The organism is Streptomyces sp. ITFR-6 (assembly GCF_031844725.1).
Taxonomy (GTDB): domain Bacteria; phylum Actinomycetota; class Actinomycetes; order Streptomycetales; family Streptomycetaceae; genus Streptomyces.
The window spans coordinates 1,785,030-1,802,223 of the sequence record NZ_CP134612.1 but is presented as its reverse complement, the minus strand read 5'-3'; the positions used below and the strand labels follow the sequence as shown (position 1 = coordinate 1,802,223).

The window sequence follows — 17,194 nt, the reverse complement described above, 5'->3', positions numbered from 1 at the left end:
GAGCGGATGGGCCTGCGCCGGGGGACGGCTACAGGATCGAGATCGCCGGGGTGCGCAAGATCATGAAGCCGATGGAGGAATCCGTCGTCGCGGCGCACAAGATCAAGAATGACTGGATGTCCATGGCCCAGGGCATCCAGAACGCGGCCACCATCGACATCGAGAAGCCGGCCAAGGACGTGTTGACCGAGTGGGGCTTCGGCATGGGGCGGCTCGCCGAGCACGCCGACTCCATCGTCGAAGGGCTGAGGCAGGCCATCGCGGCCTACATGATGGCGGACCTGCTGCAGGTCAAGCACTTTGCACCGACCGAGGACAACATCGCCAAACTCCCCTTCGGTGAACACGGCCTGCGCGCGTGGAAGAACGGAGACAGACCTCATTTCGATCCGCCTCCCGAGATCTACCAGGAGCCGTGGCTCGACAGCGGTAGCGGCGGTGGTGACGGTACGGCCGTCGCGGGCGATCCGCCCAGCAATCCTCGCTACCGCGTGGCCGGTGAAGGCGGTGAGGGCTGGGTGGTCGACGGCGGTGGAAAGGTCCCTGTCGCATGACGCAGAAGGACGCCATCGACGGCGGCGCTTATGAGCGCATACCCCCGCATGCCGAGTCCGATGAAGTCATACCGGGTAAGCCCGAGAAGCTTGACGACCTGGTCATCAAGCTCCGTGTCTATGCGGACGCGTTCAAGGACGGCTACGACAAGCTGACCGACTTGTCGCTACTGCCGTGGACCGGCGCCGCGGCCGACACCTTCCAGGACGCGAGCAAGCGTCTGCCGAGGGAGCTGGAGTCGGCCCGTAAGTACTTCACCTCCGCGGCGGGCGCTCTGGACGCCTACGCTGACAAGCTGCGGTCCGTGCAGAGGCGGGTCAAGCCGATCATCGAAGACGCGGACGAGGTAAGGACTGCGTCGAAGAAGTACTGGGAGAATGTCAGGGCCTACAACGCTGCTGTCGACCGCGGGGATGACACGCTGCCCGAGCGGCCGCCGGACGACGATCCCATTACCGGGCTGAACTCTTGCTACAGCCGGCTCGACAAATTGGAGAGCGAGCTGCAGGGCGTCGTCGACCACTCCCGAGCCAAGCTGGTCAAGGCTGCTGAGAAGGCTCCCAACGCGCCCGAGGGATGGAACCGCTTCAAGAAGGGCGTCGGGGACTTCTTTGGCGGCATGGGCGACAGCGCCAAGGACATGTGGAAGCAGTTCGAGTACATGGCTGAGGACGGTCCCGGTGGCGCCAGCTTGCAACTGGCGGGCGTGATCGACGGCGCTGCTTACGCCGCGAACCATCCCCAGGAGTTCGCCAAGGCCGTCACCAACTGGGATGAGTGGCAGCGGAACCCCAGCCGTGCTGCCGGCCAGCTCAGCCCGGATCTGCTGCTAGCCCTCGCCACCGGCGGCGGTGGCGCCCTGCGGAAGGGAGCCTCGACGGCCAAGACTGCCGCTCAGAGGCTGGCGCGACGCGAGCGGGCGCTGCGTCGGGACGGCAGCGCCGCCAAACGTGCCGATGGCGAGCCGAACAAGCACGACAAGTGCACCAAGGAGAAGTGCGGAGAGGGTGAGCCGGTCGACGTCGCAACCGGCGAGATGTTCATGTCCGCCACGGACGTCAGTCTGCCGGGCACCCTGCCGTTGGTTCTGGAGCGGCATTACGTCTCCGGACATCCGTGTGGCGGTTGGTTCGGTCCTACCTGGGCGGCCACGCTCGACCAGCGCCTGGAGCTGGATGACGCTGGACTCGTCTACATCGCGGCCGACGGCATGGTGCTGCGATACCCGGTCCCGGAGCCGGAGACCCCCACCCTGCCCGCCTCCGGACCGCGCTGGCCGGTGCACTGGGACGGCAAACGGGACGGTACCTTCACCCTCACCGTCCCGGAGGAGAACCGCCGCCTGCACTTTGCCCGGCTCCCACTGGGAAGCCCGGAACTTGCGCTCCACGCGATCACCGATCGCAGCGGTGGGGGTGATCGCATCGACTTCGTCTACGACGAGCGTGGCGTCCCCATTCGGATCACCCATTCCGGCGGCTACCACATCGCCGTCGACACCGACACAGCCCTGCATCGCGTCACGGCCCTGCGTCTCCTGCATGGCGATCAACTTGAGCACAGCGCCCGGCTCGTCGCCTTCTCCTACGACGCCAGCGGCGACCTGACCGAGGTCGTCAACTCCACCGGCACACCGCAGCTCTACCGCTACGACGAACACCGCATCACGTCCTGGAAGGACCGCAACGGCACCGCGTTCGCCTACGTCTACGACCACCGCGGTCGCGTCCTGCGGACCCTGGGACCGACCGGCATCCTCTCGGGCCGCTTCCACTACGACGACGCCCATCGCACCACTCGCTACACCGATTCTCAGGGCAACGTCACCACGTACGTACTCAACGAGGCGTACAAGGTCGTCGAGGTGACCGACCCGCTGGGCCACACCACCCGCACCGAATGGGACGAGACCAACCGGCTCCCCCTCACCGTCACTGATGCACTCGGCCACACGACGCGGTACACATACGACGAGGACGGGAACCTCACCCATGTCGAGCGTCCGGACGGAAGCAGCGCCGAGGCGGTCTACGACGAGCAGGGCCTCCCGCTGGACATCCGCGAGCCCGATGGTGTGGTCTGGCGCCACACCTACGATGGCCGTGGCGCACGCACGTCCACCACGGACCCGACGGGCGTCACCACGCACTGGACGTACGACGCGGCAGGTCATCTCGCCTCCGTCACGGATGCGCTCGGGCGCACCACGACAGTGACGACGGGTACCGCGGGGCTCCCGGTGACGGTCACTGATCCCTTGGGGCACACCACACACGTCCGCCGCGGCCCCCACGGCCGCGCCACCGCCATCACCGACCCGCTGGGCCGCACCACTCGGTTCGGCTGGACCATAGAGAGCAAACCCGCCTGGCGCGAGCACCCCGACGGCACTCGCGAGGAATGGAAGTGGGACTGCGAGGGCAACCTCGCCAAACACACCGACCAGGCCGGTCATACCACCGAGTACACCTACACCCACTTCGACCTGCCCGCCACCCGCACCGACCCCGACGGCGCCCTCTACGCCTTCGCCTACGACACTGAACTGCGCCTGGTGTCCGTCACCAACCCCCAGGGACATGAATGGCGCTATGAGTACGACGCTGCCGGCCGCCTGGTCGCCGAGACGGACTTCAACGGGGCAGCCCGTTCCTACGAACGAGACGCGGCGGGCCGCCTCACCGCTCGGACGAATGCGCTTGGCCAGACGCTGCGGTACACACATGACGCGATGGGGCGAGTGCTTACCCAGCGCGACGAGACGACGGACGAGCTGACGACCTTCGCCTACGGTACGCGAGGGGCTCTCGCCCGCGCCTCCAGCAGCGACGTGGTCCTGACCCTGGAACGGGACCCCCTGGGCCGTGTTCTGGCAGAGACGGTCAATGGCCGCACGATCGCCTCCACCTACGACGCGGTGGGTAACCGTCTGACGCGCACGACGCCGTCCGGGTCGGCATCAACGTGGACGTACGACGCCGCTGACCGGCCCCTGACCCTCACGACGGCGGACAACACCCTTACCTTCACCCATGACGCCACCGGTCACGAGACGCAGCGTACCGTCGGCGGTGTCACCCTCGGCCAACGCTGGGATGACATCGGTCGAATCACCGCACAGACGGTTACTTCCGCCGCCGATGACCTCATCCAGTACCGCACCTACGCGTACCGGCCCGACGGCTACGTCACTCAGATCCGCGAACTGACGTCCGGTACTCGCCACTTCACCCTGGATTCGGCGGGCCGGGTCACAGGTGTGCAAGCGCACGGCTGGACCGAGCGTTACGCCTACGACGCGGCCGGGAACCAAACCCACGCCTCGGTGCCAGGCCAGGGAGCCTCGGGTGAGCGGGAGTTCACCGGAACCCTGGTCCGCAAGGCGGGTCGCACCGTGTACGAACACGATGCCGCGGGCCGCCTGATCCGCAAGGCCCGGAAGCTGCTCAACGGTCAGACTCGGACGTGGGCCTACGCGTGGAGTGCCGAGGACAGGCTGACGCGGGTCGTCACGCCGGACAGCGCGACGTGGACGTACTCCTATGACCCTCTGGGCCGCCGCATCGGCAAGACGGACCAGAAGGGCGCGACTCTCACCTTCACCTGGGACATGACCCGCCTCGCGGAACAGACCGCTCGGGATGGTGAGACCTGCACGTGGGACCACGCTCCGGAGACTCACCGCCCCCTGACCCAGACGGGCGGAGAAGCAGGAACCGCGTGCTTCCGTGTCGTAGTGACGGATGCCACAGGAACGCCCACCGAACTGCTCACCACGGACGGCGAGGTGACGTGGCAGCACAGGACCACCCTCTGGGGAATCCCTGTCCCCGCCCCCTCAGACGCGGAGACCTGTCTCCTCCGCTTTCCGGGCCAGTACGCAGACCCCGAGAGTGGCCTGCACTACAACTACTTCCGGTACTACGACCCGGAAACGGCTCGATTCCTAACCCCGGACCCGCTTGGTCTCACTCCTTCGGACAACCACCATGCGTATCCACGAAACCCGATCCGGCTGACCGATCCGCTCGGACTGGCTCCCTACGACCTCGAACCCGAGTCGGAGAAGATCGCGGACCACGCCAACGGCGAAGCGCTCCGCCCCGACGGCAACGGAACGCACTACGTGCGAGGAGTCGACCCCAAGGCCCTGAAGTTCTACGTCGACGGAGTGATCAACGATCGCATACCCAACATCGAACCGAAATACGGACTGCGAAATGGTCGAGAGGCATTCTGGGACCCGGACAAGGAGGCCGTGGTCATCGTGGACGGTGACGGGGGCACCGTGTTCACCCCCAAGAATGGATACTCCTACTTCGAGGAACTGGAATAAGAGGAGCGGTATGTCCGAGCAAAATCTCCGCAGCGTCAGTCTCTCCTACTCGGAGTTCACGAGGCTTTACTTCCTGACGCGTGAACTCAATGAGTTCCCCGCCGAGAGGCTGCAGGGTTTCGGATGCGATGCCGAAGAACTGGGTGATCTGTTGTCGCGGCTCAGAAGCGCTCGTCGGAAGTCCAAAGAGTATGGTGAAGCCAGCCGTTTGACACTTGTCTTCTCGACGGCGCTCCCTGAATCGGACGCCGCACCAGCTCTTGCCACCGACGGAGACACCGACCCTTGTGCGGCGCCCGCCCACATGACCGTCACCGTTCCCGCGAGCGTCGCGCAGTGGTGGGCTCCTGCGGCGCGCTGGATCCTCCATGCCCACAGTCCACGGGAGATGTCCCTTCGCACTGGCTACTCAACCGATGAGCTGCGCGAAGCACTGGAAACCTTGCCGGACTACTGAGACCCATTCGTGCCTGGCCTTCTCACGGAGAAGCGCCGACGGCGGGCCGGGTGGACATTGAGGCTGAGGGCGGTCTGACCGCCGCTGGAGGTCAGTCGGTCAGGGCCGCGAACGCTGGCGGGCGGCGCGAGCGTTTACCGCTGGCTGACGTTGGGCGGAGGCCAAGTTCATTCCTCGGCTGTGACGCTCGTTTGACGCTCTTGGAGTCTGTGGGGTCCTTCGGCGGGCTACAAATGGCCGCTGACCTGCAAATACGTCAGATCCTCCCCTTCTGACGTCTTCCCGATGACTTCGCACGTGGAGTGCGTGGCCATTTTGGAGCCTGCTGCCAAGGGTGCCTGACCTGCGGTTTTGTGGTCCGGGTGGGTTGCTCGACCTGTTTTCCTCCGTGCAGCGGGTCGAGCGGATGGATCGCCCCTTTAGACGGTCTGACCTGCGAATTCATGAAGAAGGCGCTTGCGGCGGCGAGGCTCTCAGGGCCACGTTCGGAGATTCTTGACGCTCGGATGACGCTCGAGGCGGAAGTCGCGTCCTCGCGGGCTTCCGGCTGGGGCCGTGCGGACCGGAGCATTGGTACGGCAGCGCTTTACGCCGGTACGGGCGTCCCGCTGTATTTCACCAGCGGTGGCACGAGCTGCAATCGGCGCCGCCGATGCTCAGTGCGCGAACAGGGGGCTGGCAGTCAGGGCACTCACCACCTTGTGGACTGCGTCGAGGATGCATCGGCGGATTCCTGCGCCGAGGCGCTGTGTGCACTCGCGCCGGAGCGGCGGCCGCTGGCCCTGGTGCTCGGTGTTCACGCTGGGTCTCGCCCGGCCGGTCGACCGCCTGCTGCCCGGGCCGAAGCAGGACGGTATGGAGATCAGGCCGGCTCCGGTGAAGCAATGGACCAGCCTGGCTGACAGCGGGGATGCGGGCGCCCTTGTCCGCGAACTCGGATCACAGTTCGGGACGGTTCTGCGGTCCGGGCGCGGTTGAGGCCGGTCGAATCGTCGGTGACCCCGAACTGCGCTGCTCACACAAATGAGTTGTTTTACAGTGTGCCCACTGAAACGAGCGTGGGGGACGGGCCATGGGGCAGACAGGAACAGTGCTCGCTGGGCGCATTGCCGGGCGGAGAGCGGGGATCGGTGATCCTCGGGCGCTGGTCGGTGAGATGCGGCGCTCGCTCCTTCTGGTGCCGGTAGCCGATGAGCGGCTCTGGTCGGCGCGGTTGAGCGGGGTGCGGTGGATCTACGGCTTCACCGACGAGGCCGCTCTCACCCGGTTCGCTCTGCTCCGCGAACCGGGTGATCAGCCCATGGATTATGTGGCGCTGTTGGGCGCGCGGATCGTGGACGAGGTGGTGCCGTCCTTGGCTGAGCCCGCCGGGCTTGCCGTCGATATCGCCACGGAGGACGGGTCGATGTTCTTCCCGCCGGTCGTCGGCATCGTCCCGGAGGCGGTCGCCGTCGATGCCGGTGCGGCGGCAGAGGGGGCGGGTCGATGAGTGGCGACGGGGCCGACCTGTATCTCGACCAGGAGTCCGTCACCAAGTTCACCAAGGGTGTGGGTGCGACCATCAACGAGCTTGGTGACCTCGGTGGTGCCACGGGGTCGGTGATGGGCAAGGGTTTCTCGGAGATGGCGATGACCGGGATGGAGGCCGGGCACCATGGTCTCGCGGTCGACTTCGAAGACTTCTGTGAGCGTTGGGAGTGGGGTGTGCGTGCTCTGGTGCGGGATGCCAGTGGGCTTGCGAAGCGGCTCGGTCTGGCGGCGGGTACCCAGTGGGAGAACGACCAGTACCTCGCGGGCACGTTCAAGGTGGGTGCCAACGCGATGTTCGGCGGGAACCCGCATGCGAGTGAGGAGGAGATCGCCGAGCAGGACTGGGGCGACATCTTCACGCCGGACTATCTGAACCCGGACTTCAGCCCCGAATCGTTCGAGAAGGCCGGTCAGGACATGGGGCAGACCTGGAAGGACACCGGTCGCACCGTCCTCACCGAGGGTTACGGGGGCCGGCAGTCCGACATGTTCAACAGTGCGCTCGGCATCTCCGACGACCAGTTCGACCAGGCGCTGGAAGACACGCTCGGCCCGTCACCTGAAGAGCGCGCCCAGCAGACACAGCAGCAGGGCGAGTCGGGGGACAACTGACCGTGGGCATAGGCGACTTCATCAAGGACATCACGCCCGACTCGGTCGAGGACGTGGTCGAGGACGGCGTCGAGTGGGCCGGTGACCGGGTCGAGGACGCCGGGAACTGGACCGCCGACCGGCTGGATGACGTCGGCTGGGATTCCGGTGCGGACTGGGTGCGCGAGCAGTCCCGTTCGGTCGCCAACCGGATGGGCGCCGAGGTCGACGAAATGGACCTCGGGCAGACCGAGGACAAGACCAAGCTGATCTACGGCAGCCCCAGCAAGCTCAACGCCACCGTCACCAAGCTCCGCGCCTTCCAGTCGGCCTTCGACGGCACCGGCGACGGTCTCAAGGGGCTGGACTCCGGACAGCTCAAGGGTGAGACAGCCGACGCGTTGCGCACCGCGGTAGGCACCCAGCCGCCCAAGTGGTACGCCGCCGCCGATGCGACCACGAAGGCGATCGGAGCTCTCGACGCGTTCGCCGACACCGTCACCTGGGCGCAGGGGCAGGCGCAGACGGCGATCGACAAGTGGAAGGCGGGCGTCAAGGCGTCCGAGGACGCGGCGGACGCCCACCGCAAGAAGGTCGACGACTTCAACAGCGCGGTTGACCGCTACAACGCCAAGCCCTCCGACAAGCGCGACCCGTCGTCTCTGCCTCCCCGGCCCGCGTCGACGTTCGTCGACCCCGGCATGAAGCTGATGCAGGACGCGCAGGACCTCCTCGCCGAGGCCCGCGAGCAGCGGAACTCGGCGGCACAGACTGCGCGCACGGCGGTGTGTGCCGCGCGCGACATGGCGCCGCAGAAGCCTTCGTACGCCGAGCAGTTGCGCGACGGGGCCGAGGAATTCCAGATCATGAGCGTGCACATGGACGGCGGCATCATCAAGGCCACGGCCGGCACCCTCAACTTCGTCCGCAGCGTCAACCCCATGGACCCGTACAACCTGACGCATCCGGCCGAGTACGTCACGTCCCTCAACAGTCTGGCCGCCGGGCTGGTGGTCGCTGCCAACGACCCGACCGGCACCGGCATCCAGATGGCCAAGGACTTCATGAAGGACCCGGCCGAGGGCTTCGGCCGGCTGATACCCGACATAGCGATGACCATCGCCACCGGCGGCGGCGGCGCCGCGGTGAAGGGCGCGCGCGTCGCCGAAGAGGCCGCCCGGCTGCGCAAGGTCGCCGAAGAGGCCGCCGAGGCCGACCGGCTGCGCAAGGTCGCCGACGAGGCGCTGAGGCCGACCGGCTGCGCAGGATCGTCGACGACGTCCCTGACGGCACCCACAACACCCCGGACGGCGACCGCAACCCGGGCGGCGACCCGGTGGACCTCGCCACGGGCCGGATGTACCTGCCCCAGACCGACGTCGAACTCCCCGGCATCCTGCCGTTGGTCTTCACCCGCCGCACCGAGTCGGGTTGTGCGGTAGGCCGCTTTTTGGGGCCCGCATGGACGTCCACCGTCGATGAGCGTCTGCAGATCGACGCGGTCGGCGTCGTCCACGTCACCGCCGAAGGGCTTCTTGTCCCGTACCCGCACCCGGCCCCCGGCGCGCCCACCGCACCGGCGACCGGCCGTGCCCGCACCCTGCTGGCCCGCGATGTTGACGGCGACTACACGGTCACCGCCCCCGACAGCGGACTGATCTTTCACTTCACCGCCCCGTCCGGCAGCGAACCGGGGGGCGACGGAACCGCCTGGCTGTCAGAAGTGACCGAACGCAACGGCCACACGATCCACATCGACCGCGGCGAGGACGGTCTGCCGCTGGCCCTGGTCCACTCGGCGGGCCACCAGGTGAAGTTGTCGACGGCCGACGGCCTGGTCACCGCACTGGCACTGGCCGGTGTGGGCGAGGGCGGCGTCGACCTGCCCTTGATGGCCTACGGCTACGAGGGCGCCAATCTCACCACCGTCACCAAGCCCTCCGGCGCCACCACCACCTACGTCTACGACGACCGTCGGCGCGTCATCGCCTGGATCGACTCGAACAGCAGCCGCTACGATTACGTCTACGACGACCGCGACCGCGTCGTGGCGGAGGGCGGCGAGGCGGGTCACGTCCAGATCACTCTGGCCTACACCGACCCGGATCCCGGGACCGGCCGCTGGCTTACCACACTTACCACTGCCGACGGGCACACGACCCGCCACCTGTTCGGCCCCGGTTGCCGTCTCCTGGCCGTCACCGACCCGCTCGGCCACACCACCCGGTTCACCTACGACCCGCGCGGTAACACACGCACCCGCACCGACCCGCTGGGTCTGACCACCGCCTTCTCGTACGACGAGCACGACCGGCTGATCTCCGCCGTCCGCCCCGACGGAAGCGAACTACGCACCGTGCGTGGGCCGCTCGGACTGCCGGCCGAGGTCTGTGGTCCGGGTGGCGCCCGCACGGTCCACGAGTTCGACGAACGAGGCAACCGCACGGCGGTCACCGACCCGGCCGGCGCCACCACCCGCTACACCTACGACAGCGGCGGGCGGCTCACCTCGGTCACCGACGCCCTCGGCGCCACGACGCACGCGGTGTGCGACGCGGCGGGACTGCCCGTGGAGGTGACCGACCCGGCAGGGGCTGTCACCCGCACGCAGCGGGACGCCTTGGGCCGCCCTATCCGTATCACCGACCCGGTCGGTGGCGTCACACGTTTTGAGTGGCACGCGGACGGGCAGCTAGCGCGGCGCACCGGGCCCGACGGTGCCACGGAATCGTGGACGTACGACGGCGAGGGCAACCTGCTCGCCCGCACCGACGCGTCTGGCGGCGTCTCCCGCTTCGAGTACACCCACTTCGACCTCCCGCTCGCCCGGGTCCGCCCCGACGGCGCACGGTTCGAGTTCGAGCACGACGCCGAGCTGCGCCTCACCCGTGTCCACAACGCGCAGGGGCTGACCTGGACCTACGAGTACGACGCGGCCGGAAACGTCCTCTCCGAGACCGACTTCGACGGCCGCACACTCAGCTACGAGGTGGACCCGACGGGTCGGCTCGCCGCCCGCACCGACGTGCTCGGCGGGACCATCTCGTTCGAGCGTGACCAGCTCGGCCAGGTGATCCGCAAGGATGTCGACGGGCGCGTGACGACCTACGGCTACGACCGGGCCGGACGACTGCTGGAAGCGGTCGGGCCGGACGGCGAACTCCATTACCAGTACGACCGTCGCGGGCTCACCAAGACGGAACTCGTCGACGGCCGCCCCATCATCTACGCCTACGACCTCCTGGGCCGCCGTACCCGCCGAATCACCCCCACCGGCCACGTCACCACCTACACCTACGGTGCCGACGGAATGCCCCACCGCCTGACCAGCGGCGATCGGCGGATCGACTTCACGCACGACGCGGCCGGCCGGGAGCTCGCCCGCGTCTTCAGTGACACGGTCACCGTGACCTCTGCCTGGGACGCGGCCGGACGGCTGGCCGAGCAGCAGGTCACCGCGTCAGGGCGTACCGTCAACAGCCGCGCCTACTCCTACCGCGCCGACGGTCAGCTGACCTCCGTCGCGGACCGACTGACAGGCACTCGCACTTTCGACCTGGACCGGGCTGGCCGCGTCACAGCCGTCCACGCCCAAGGCTGGACGGAGCGGTACGCCTACGACGACGCCGGCAATCAGACCTCGGCGTCCTGGCCGTCCGGCCACCCCGGCCGCGAGGCCACCGGGCCACGCACCTACACCGGCACCACCGTCACCTGGGCAGGCGATGTCCGCTTCGAGTACGACGCCCTCGGCAGGGTCATTCTGCGCCGGAAGACCCGTCTCTCCCGCAAGCCCGACACCTGGCGCTACACATGGGACACGGAGAACCGCCTCACCTCCGTGACCACCCCCGACGGGACCTGCTGGAGGTACCGCTACGACCCGCTGGGCCGACGCACCGCGAAGCAGCGCCTGGCGGACGACGGCGAGAGCCTGGTCGAGGAGGTCCGGTTCACCTGGGACGGCCTGACCCTGTGCGAACAGACCAGCCACGGACCCGACCAGCTGAACACGGTCGCCCTCACCTGGGACCACCGCGGCCACACCCCCCTGGCCCAGACCGAGCGCCTCCTCACCGCCGACGACCGGCAGAACGAGATCGACCGCCGCTTCTTCGCCATCGCCACCGACCTCATCGGCACTCCCACCGAACTGATCGACGAATCCGGCGACATCGTATGGCGCTCCCGAGCCACGTTGTGGGGCACCACGGCATGGGCCCGTGACGGCAGCACCTACACCCCTCTCCGTTTCCCGGGCCAGTACTACGACCCCGAGACCGGCCTCCACTACAACTGCCTCCGGCACTACGACCCGGAGACCGGCCGCTACGCCTCCCCGGACCCGCTCGGCCTCGCTCCCGCGCCGAACCCCGTCGGCTACGTGGACAACCCGAACACCGCGTCGGACCCGCTGGGCCTGATGCCCAAGTACACGAAGGAGGAGAAAGCCCAACAGGCCAGGGAAAAAGCCCTAGAGACTGCGGACGAGGTCGTTGAGAGAGCCCAGGGCGACCGGATGAAAAAGGCCGGAAGCTACCACGCGGATACCATGCACAGTTTCAGCGACGAACGCGTCCTGGAGATTCTCAAGAGCCCGGACGCCGTATACCACTCGACGGCGGGCAGCGGAAGGCTGATCTTCCGGCAAGGAGAGGACATTGTAGTGACGGAGGGTGGCGGCGCCGGGGCGGGCAATGCCATCACGGCGTACGGCCCGTCAGGCATCAGGGGCGACTCCGGTGCGCGTGCACTCGGCGGCTTGCCCACCGATCCGGGGGGACCGGTTACCCATGCGGACGTGGTGGAAGGCAGAATTCCTGCCAAGAACGGCTACATGGCTCCCGCGGTGCAGATTCGATGAGGCGGCATTCACCATGAGACTTACCCTGGACGGCGACTGGAGTGCGACGGTGACGGGCAATGCCCTGCGCATCTGTCCGCGCTTCGACTTCCGGGATCAGTGTGTGCGTGTCGCGGAGTACGCGAATGTGAAGGAATGGCAACAGTCTCTCGGAGACACCTTCGGCAGCCAGGAGTGGCTGTGGGACGACCCCGACGAGCTCCGGTTCGACCCGGACAGCCGGGAACTGGTCGGTGCCGGTTTCCGCCTGCCCCACGAGGCTGCCGACACCGAGGACTGTGTCCGCGTTCCGGACGTACCCGCCGTTCGTCCGGGGGGACTTCGTGCGGACGAGGTCCGGGACTTCCGTCTGGAGGTGACCACCGAGCTCTGCCGTGCCCCGGAGGACGCCGTACTGACCTGTCTGCGCGACCTCGATGTGCTCGACGAACCGCTGGGGGCACGAGTCGGCATTGCCCCGGACGTGGCACTGCTCGTTCAGGACGGTAGCGTCGTCGGCTGGAGCCTGACCGACCCGGTCCGGTACGTGACCACCGGGTTCGCCGCCCCCGACCCGGCTCCCCCCGTCCCGTCGACTCGGCTCCTGTTCAGCATGTGCATGGACCTCGCCACCACACCTTGGCTGGACGCGGTGAGGCACCGTGATCGCGCCGCAGTGTCCGCTCTGCGGGAGCTTGAGCACAGGCTGCGTGACCAGCGTGAGGACCGGAACCGGGCTGACGCGCTCCTCGCTTTGATCGGCGAACTGGTCGAGGAATACGGGAGCCGGTGACGGTCGGCCGAGCTGGCCTGTGGAGCCTGTCACAGGCTGTCGGCCGTGACGCTCGATTGACGCTCCAGCCACCCACAGGCAGGGCGGCGAGCTGAGAAACTGGCTCTGACCTGGGATTTTCCATGACGTGTTCAGGTCGGCATCTTCCCGATGACCCACCATGTCGAGTGCGTCGCGATCCTTGAGCCCGCCGCAAAGGGCGTCTGACCTGCGGTTTCGCCGAGTGTGCGTTATGTGCGCTGTGGGCGTTACGGGCGATATCTTGACGCATATTCGACGCACGTTGGGCCCTTCTGACGCACGTTCTGATGAGGTGGCCGATGCCCGTTTCCGCAGGTGACGGTGTGTCGGGTACAGCTTGAAGGGGCTCCCTCTTTACCGCCTCTTGGTGAACCCGTGCTCGATTTCGCCTGATTTATGGCTCAATAGGAACGGGGTCCGTAAGGGCTCCAGTGTCCGAGGAAAGGCTTGAGGTCGTCGCCGCTGGGCTTGGGTGGGGTGGGCAGCTTCGGCGCTGCGGCGGACCCGGTGAGGTGCTGGAGCCGGGCGTCCGCGAAGGCGAGCCACGCCTCGATCTCTGTCCTTTCCTGTCCGGGTCTGTCAAAAGAGCGGGTCTGGCCGGTAGTCGGTGGTGACGCTGGGTGTCTGTCAGGGCAGGAGGATGCGGTGGCGGAGGAGATCGAATCCGGCGCGTCCGTGCATCTGCCGCATGATCCTTTTGGTGCGGGTGTTGACGCCCTCGGTGCGGCCGTTGTGGTAGGGCAACGTGAGGCCGGCGTCCACGGCAGGCCGGTCGATTTCGAGGCCATTGGTGAAGCTGCGCGGGTAGGGCAGATCGACGGCGCGGGCGGCCGTGATCCACTCGGTGAGTTTCACGTCGTTGTCCTCGCCTGGTTTCAGCAGGGCGGCGAAGCCGCGTATGAGATCGGCGAGTGCGGTCATCTCCGGGCAGGCCGCGGCGATCTTCTCCAGCAGGGTCGTTTCCTTCGGGTGCAGGTTTTCGGGGTCGGTGAGCAGGAGGCGGCCGGCGTGGCGCGCGGTGGTGACGGGGCGGTCACCTTCGGCGCGGCCCTGGTTGAGGTAGCGGACCAGGAGGTTCGAGCTGCCGGTGTAGCCCAACTCCCGGATCTCCTCCAGGAGGTGGGTGAGGGACAGCCGTTTCCTCGGCGCGGCGCCGGCGCAGGTGCTCGCGGTAGGGGTCGACGAGGGTGGGCCGGTAGGCCGGAGCGATGCGCAGGGCCTGGGGTTCGGGCATGCGGGCGTAGCGTTTGACGGTGTTCAGGGCCAGGCCCAGGCGGCGGGAGCAGTCGAGGAGGCCGACGCCTTGACCGAGGAGCTCGTGGATCTTGTTCCAGCGTTCGCGGGTGCTCTGTTCGCGTACTCCGCCGGGGCGGGGCGGGTTGATGGTGGCCCAGCAGCCGGCGTGCGCGCGGACCTCGAGCAGGGTTTTGTCGCAGAGATTTCGCCATAGGTGCCATCGGTCGCTGACCTGCACCGCGTCGGGCAGGGAGCGGCGGACAGCCTCGGCGTAGGTGGCCGAGCCGTCCCGGCACACGACCTCGACACCAGGAAGTTTGCGCAGCCAGGACTCGAGGGTGGCCATCTCGCGGTCGGGCAGGACTTCGACGCGTCTGCTGGTTTCGGCATCCGTGATGATCGTGGCGTAACGGTGGCGGCGGCGCAGGGAAAAATCGTCCACGCCGATCACCCGCGGGACCGCCTGCTGCGGCAGCGGCAGGCGCCGCAGACGGCGCAGCGCGGTGCTGCGGGAAACGGGCACGGCCATTAGACCAGCGAGGCGTGCGGCCGCCCGGCCGCATAACTCCCGCGCCACCTGGGATATCTGCCAGGCAAGCCGCACCGTGCGGCGCTGATGGCGCTGATGGCGCTCCAGCAGTCCGGAAATCTGCTCACGGAAGGTCTGTCTTCGGCAGCCCGGGGCTGGACAGACCAGCCGCCGTACCCGCAGGTGGACGACGACCGGGCGGCCGTCGACCGGCACGTCCGTCACCGTCCGGCGGTGATACCCGTGCACCTTCGCCGTCGGCGTCCGGCACGCCGGACACGGCACCGCCACATCCCGCGTGCGGGCCGTGACCACCACTGCGTCACCACCGTCCACCACGTCCTCGACGACGAGCACCGACGGCCCGGAAAACGCCGTCCCGACAAGGGAGTTGACATCCATCACAAGATCATGATCGCGGATGGCTACTCGGCGTCACCACCGACTACGGGCCAGACCCAAACGTTTTACAGTCCCGCCCGCGGTCTGCGGCAGGACTTCGATGCCGTCACCGCCGGGCTCGCCCTGGAATAAAATTCCGGCAGAGTCGAGGGCAACGTCAACAGGGTGAAGCGGATCAAAAGGGACGGGTACGGCCGGGCCGGATTCGACCTCCTCCGACGGCAAATCCTCCTCGCGGACTGAACATCGCTACCCTCTGCCACCCGCCCACAAGAAGTGGATCAGAACCGCTTGCCATGGCCGCCGTCAGCGAGCAGTGGCAGCTGCTGGCCGAAGGCGCCCCCGACGACGCGACCGCCGACTACCGACAACATCTAGTGAGACGTTCCCGGAGGTGTGCTCCAGCGGGACAACACGAGGTGAGAATCGGTCAAAGACCCATCTCACCTGCCCTTGCATCGCCCCTGGTCACAGCCTCGCTCATGGGCAAGATCAAATGAGACGGGACAGTCGCCGTTCCGAAGAAGCGTCTCGGTGACGGTTCTTCGGAACCGCTCGCGCATCCAGAATGGGCTCCTTGCCGGGAAGGTCGATGATCACGGTGGTGCCCGTGTTCCTCCAGGCTGGTCCAGCTACCAGTACAGCCCCCCTTTGCACGCTCTGGCAAGAGCACGGCTGCACGGCGACGGAGGATGCCAATCAGGCACTCAGCACGCAGACCGGTCAGTACAACGGGGCGTGCAGTAGCCGTTTTCGGCGGTGCCGTTCAGCACGGGGAAGGGCGGGGCGACGTAGTGGATTTTGGTACAGGGACTCCCATTGGCAAGCCTCGCCCTCTTGACCACCTTCCCCTGCTCATCAACGCACTGGACGGTGGCCGGATAGTCCATCTCATTGGGATCTCTCTGCGCGGTCAGCCCGGCGCAGGCCCTGTTGGCGGCCGCGCGCCAGCCCGGCGGTTCGGCTGCGTCGGCGCTGGCAGGAGATGCTGTCACCACGGGGAGGGCCACTGCCGCGATGACGCCGACGACGAGCAGGCGACGGTGGGCGCTAGGAAACGGATTTTTCATGCTCCCATCAACGAGTGGGAAGACTCGGGGAAACGGTCCAGCACCTGAGCCCGGCGCGCGCTGACGCTCCATGAGGTGGCTCCGTAGCGTGACCGGCAACGCATCCGGCCCCCGAGCCACACGAGCAGAGATTCCAATCACGCACTCAGGCGCCGAGGAAGAGCTGAGGCAGCCCGGCCACCATCTCCAGCGCCGCCACGTAGTTGGTCCGAGCCTGCTTCACCTGCTGCACATCCGCGACCACCTCCGGGTGCAGCTCGCGGGCCCCCTTGCCCCGCTTCTCGTACACGGCCCGCAGGTTCTTCTCCGCTTCTTCGAGGCTGGGGTGGCCCGGCCACCGCTCACGGGCCGACCGGAGCCGATTGGCCTCGTTCGAGCAGGTTAGATAGACCTTGATGTCCTCGATCCGGGTCACCAGCTCGCCCTCCGGCACGTAGCTGAAGACCTTTCCCTGGAAGAAGTCGGCGGCCCCCAGATGGGTCTCCAGCAGGCACGCGTCCAAGAACTCCGTGCCCGCCTTCGAGCAGGGCTGCGGCCGCGGTCCTGGAGGTGCCAGGGCGCGTCGTCCCGACTTTTGAACACCACCCAGACGAAAAGCTCGGCGTCGTGCTCGTACAGGACGTGCCAGTGCGGCTTGCGCCGGGCGTCGTGGCAGCACTTCGGGTCTACCACCCGGCCCCACGGGCGGCCCACCACCACGCAGTCGCTGTCGGCCAGCAAGGAGCGCTGCGGCAGCTGGCTGTAGATCCCCTTCGGCATCCGTTTACCGTTCACTGAGGTTCCCCCTGCTGGCTGGACAGCTTGATACTGGGACGGATGGTCCCGGAGGAA

7 protein-coding genes and 2 pseudogenes are annotated in these 17,194 nt (G+C 67.4%); 7 read left to right on the top strand and 2 right to left on the bottom strand.

What is annotated here, in order from left to right; translation table 11 throughout:
* Positions 1-50 precede the first annotated feature (50 nt).
* The 7 genes and pseudogenes from RLT59_RS08025 to RLT59_RS07990 all read left to right on the top strand — a co-directional run bounded on the left by RLT59_RS08025 (position 51) and on the right by RLT59_RS07990 (position 13,105).
* Positions 51-554 (top strand): hypothetical protein, encoded by a 504-nt coding sequence (locus tag RLT59_RS08025; protein WP_399125025.1) that lies wholly within the window; start codon positions 51-53, stop codon positions 552-554.
* A complete protein-coding gene (locus tag RLT59_RS08020; protein ID WP_311302780.1) occupies positions 551-4,891 on the top strand; it encodes a DUF6531 domain-containing protein in 4,341 nt (1,446 codons plus the stop codon). The genes RLT59_RS08025 and RLT59_RS08020 overlap by 4 nt, the downstream gene beginning before the upstream one ends.
* A 10-nt stretch (positions 4,892-4,901) precedes the next feature.
* Complete coding sequence (locus RLT59_RS08015; protein ID WP_311302779.1) at positions 4,902-5,348, top strand: hypothetical protein; 447 nt, start codon at positions 4,902-4,904, stop codon at positions 5,346-5,348.
* 1,072 nt (positions 5,349-6,420) lie between these two features.
* The gene (locus RLT59_RS08010) at positions 6,421-6,837 is read left to right on the top strand and encodes an SseB family protein (protein WP_399125022.1); all 417 of its coding nucleotides are present in this window, start codon (positions 6,421-6,423) and stop codon (positions 6,835-6,837) included.
* Positions 6,834-7,490 (top strand): hypothetical protein, encoded by a 657-nt coding sequence (locus RLT59_RS08005; protein ID WP_311302777.1) that lies wholly within the window; start codon positions 6,834-6,836, stop codon positions 7,488-7,490. Before RLT59_RS08010 ends, RLT59_RS08005 begins: the two co-directional genes overlap by 4 nt.
* 2 nt (positions 7,491-7,492) lie before the next feature.
* Positions 7,493-12,333 (top strand): annotated as a pseudogene (locus RLT59_RS07995) (putative T7SS-secreted protein).
* A gap of 13 nt (positions 12,334-12,346) precedes the next feature.
* Positions 12,347-13,105: a hypothetical protein gene (locus tag RLT59_RS07990; RefSeq protein WP_311302774.1), complete on the top strand. Its 759-nt coding sequence runs from the start codon at positions 12,347-12,349 to the stop codon at positions 13,103-13,105.
* A gap of 648 nt (positions 13,106-13,753) precedes the next feature.
* Here RLT59_RS07990 and RLT59_RS07985 read toward each other — a convergent pair.
* Positions 13,754-15,293: pseudogene (locus RLT59_RS07985) on the bottom strand (ISL3 family transposase).
* A gap of 1,215 nt (positions 15,294-16,508) precedes the next feature.
* Positions 16,509-16,865, bottom strand: coding sequence for a hypothetical protein (locus RLT59_RS07975; RefSeq protein ID WP_311302773.1), 357 nt, complete (start codon positions 16,863-16,865; stop codon positions 16,509-16,511).
* Positions 16,866-17,194: the final 329 nt, after the last annotated feature.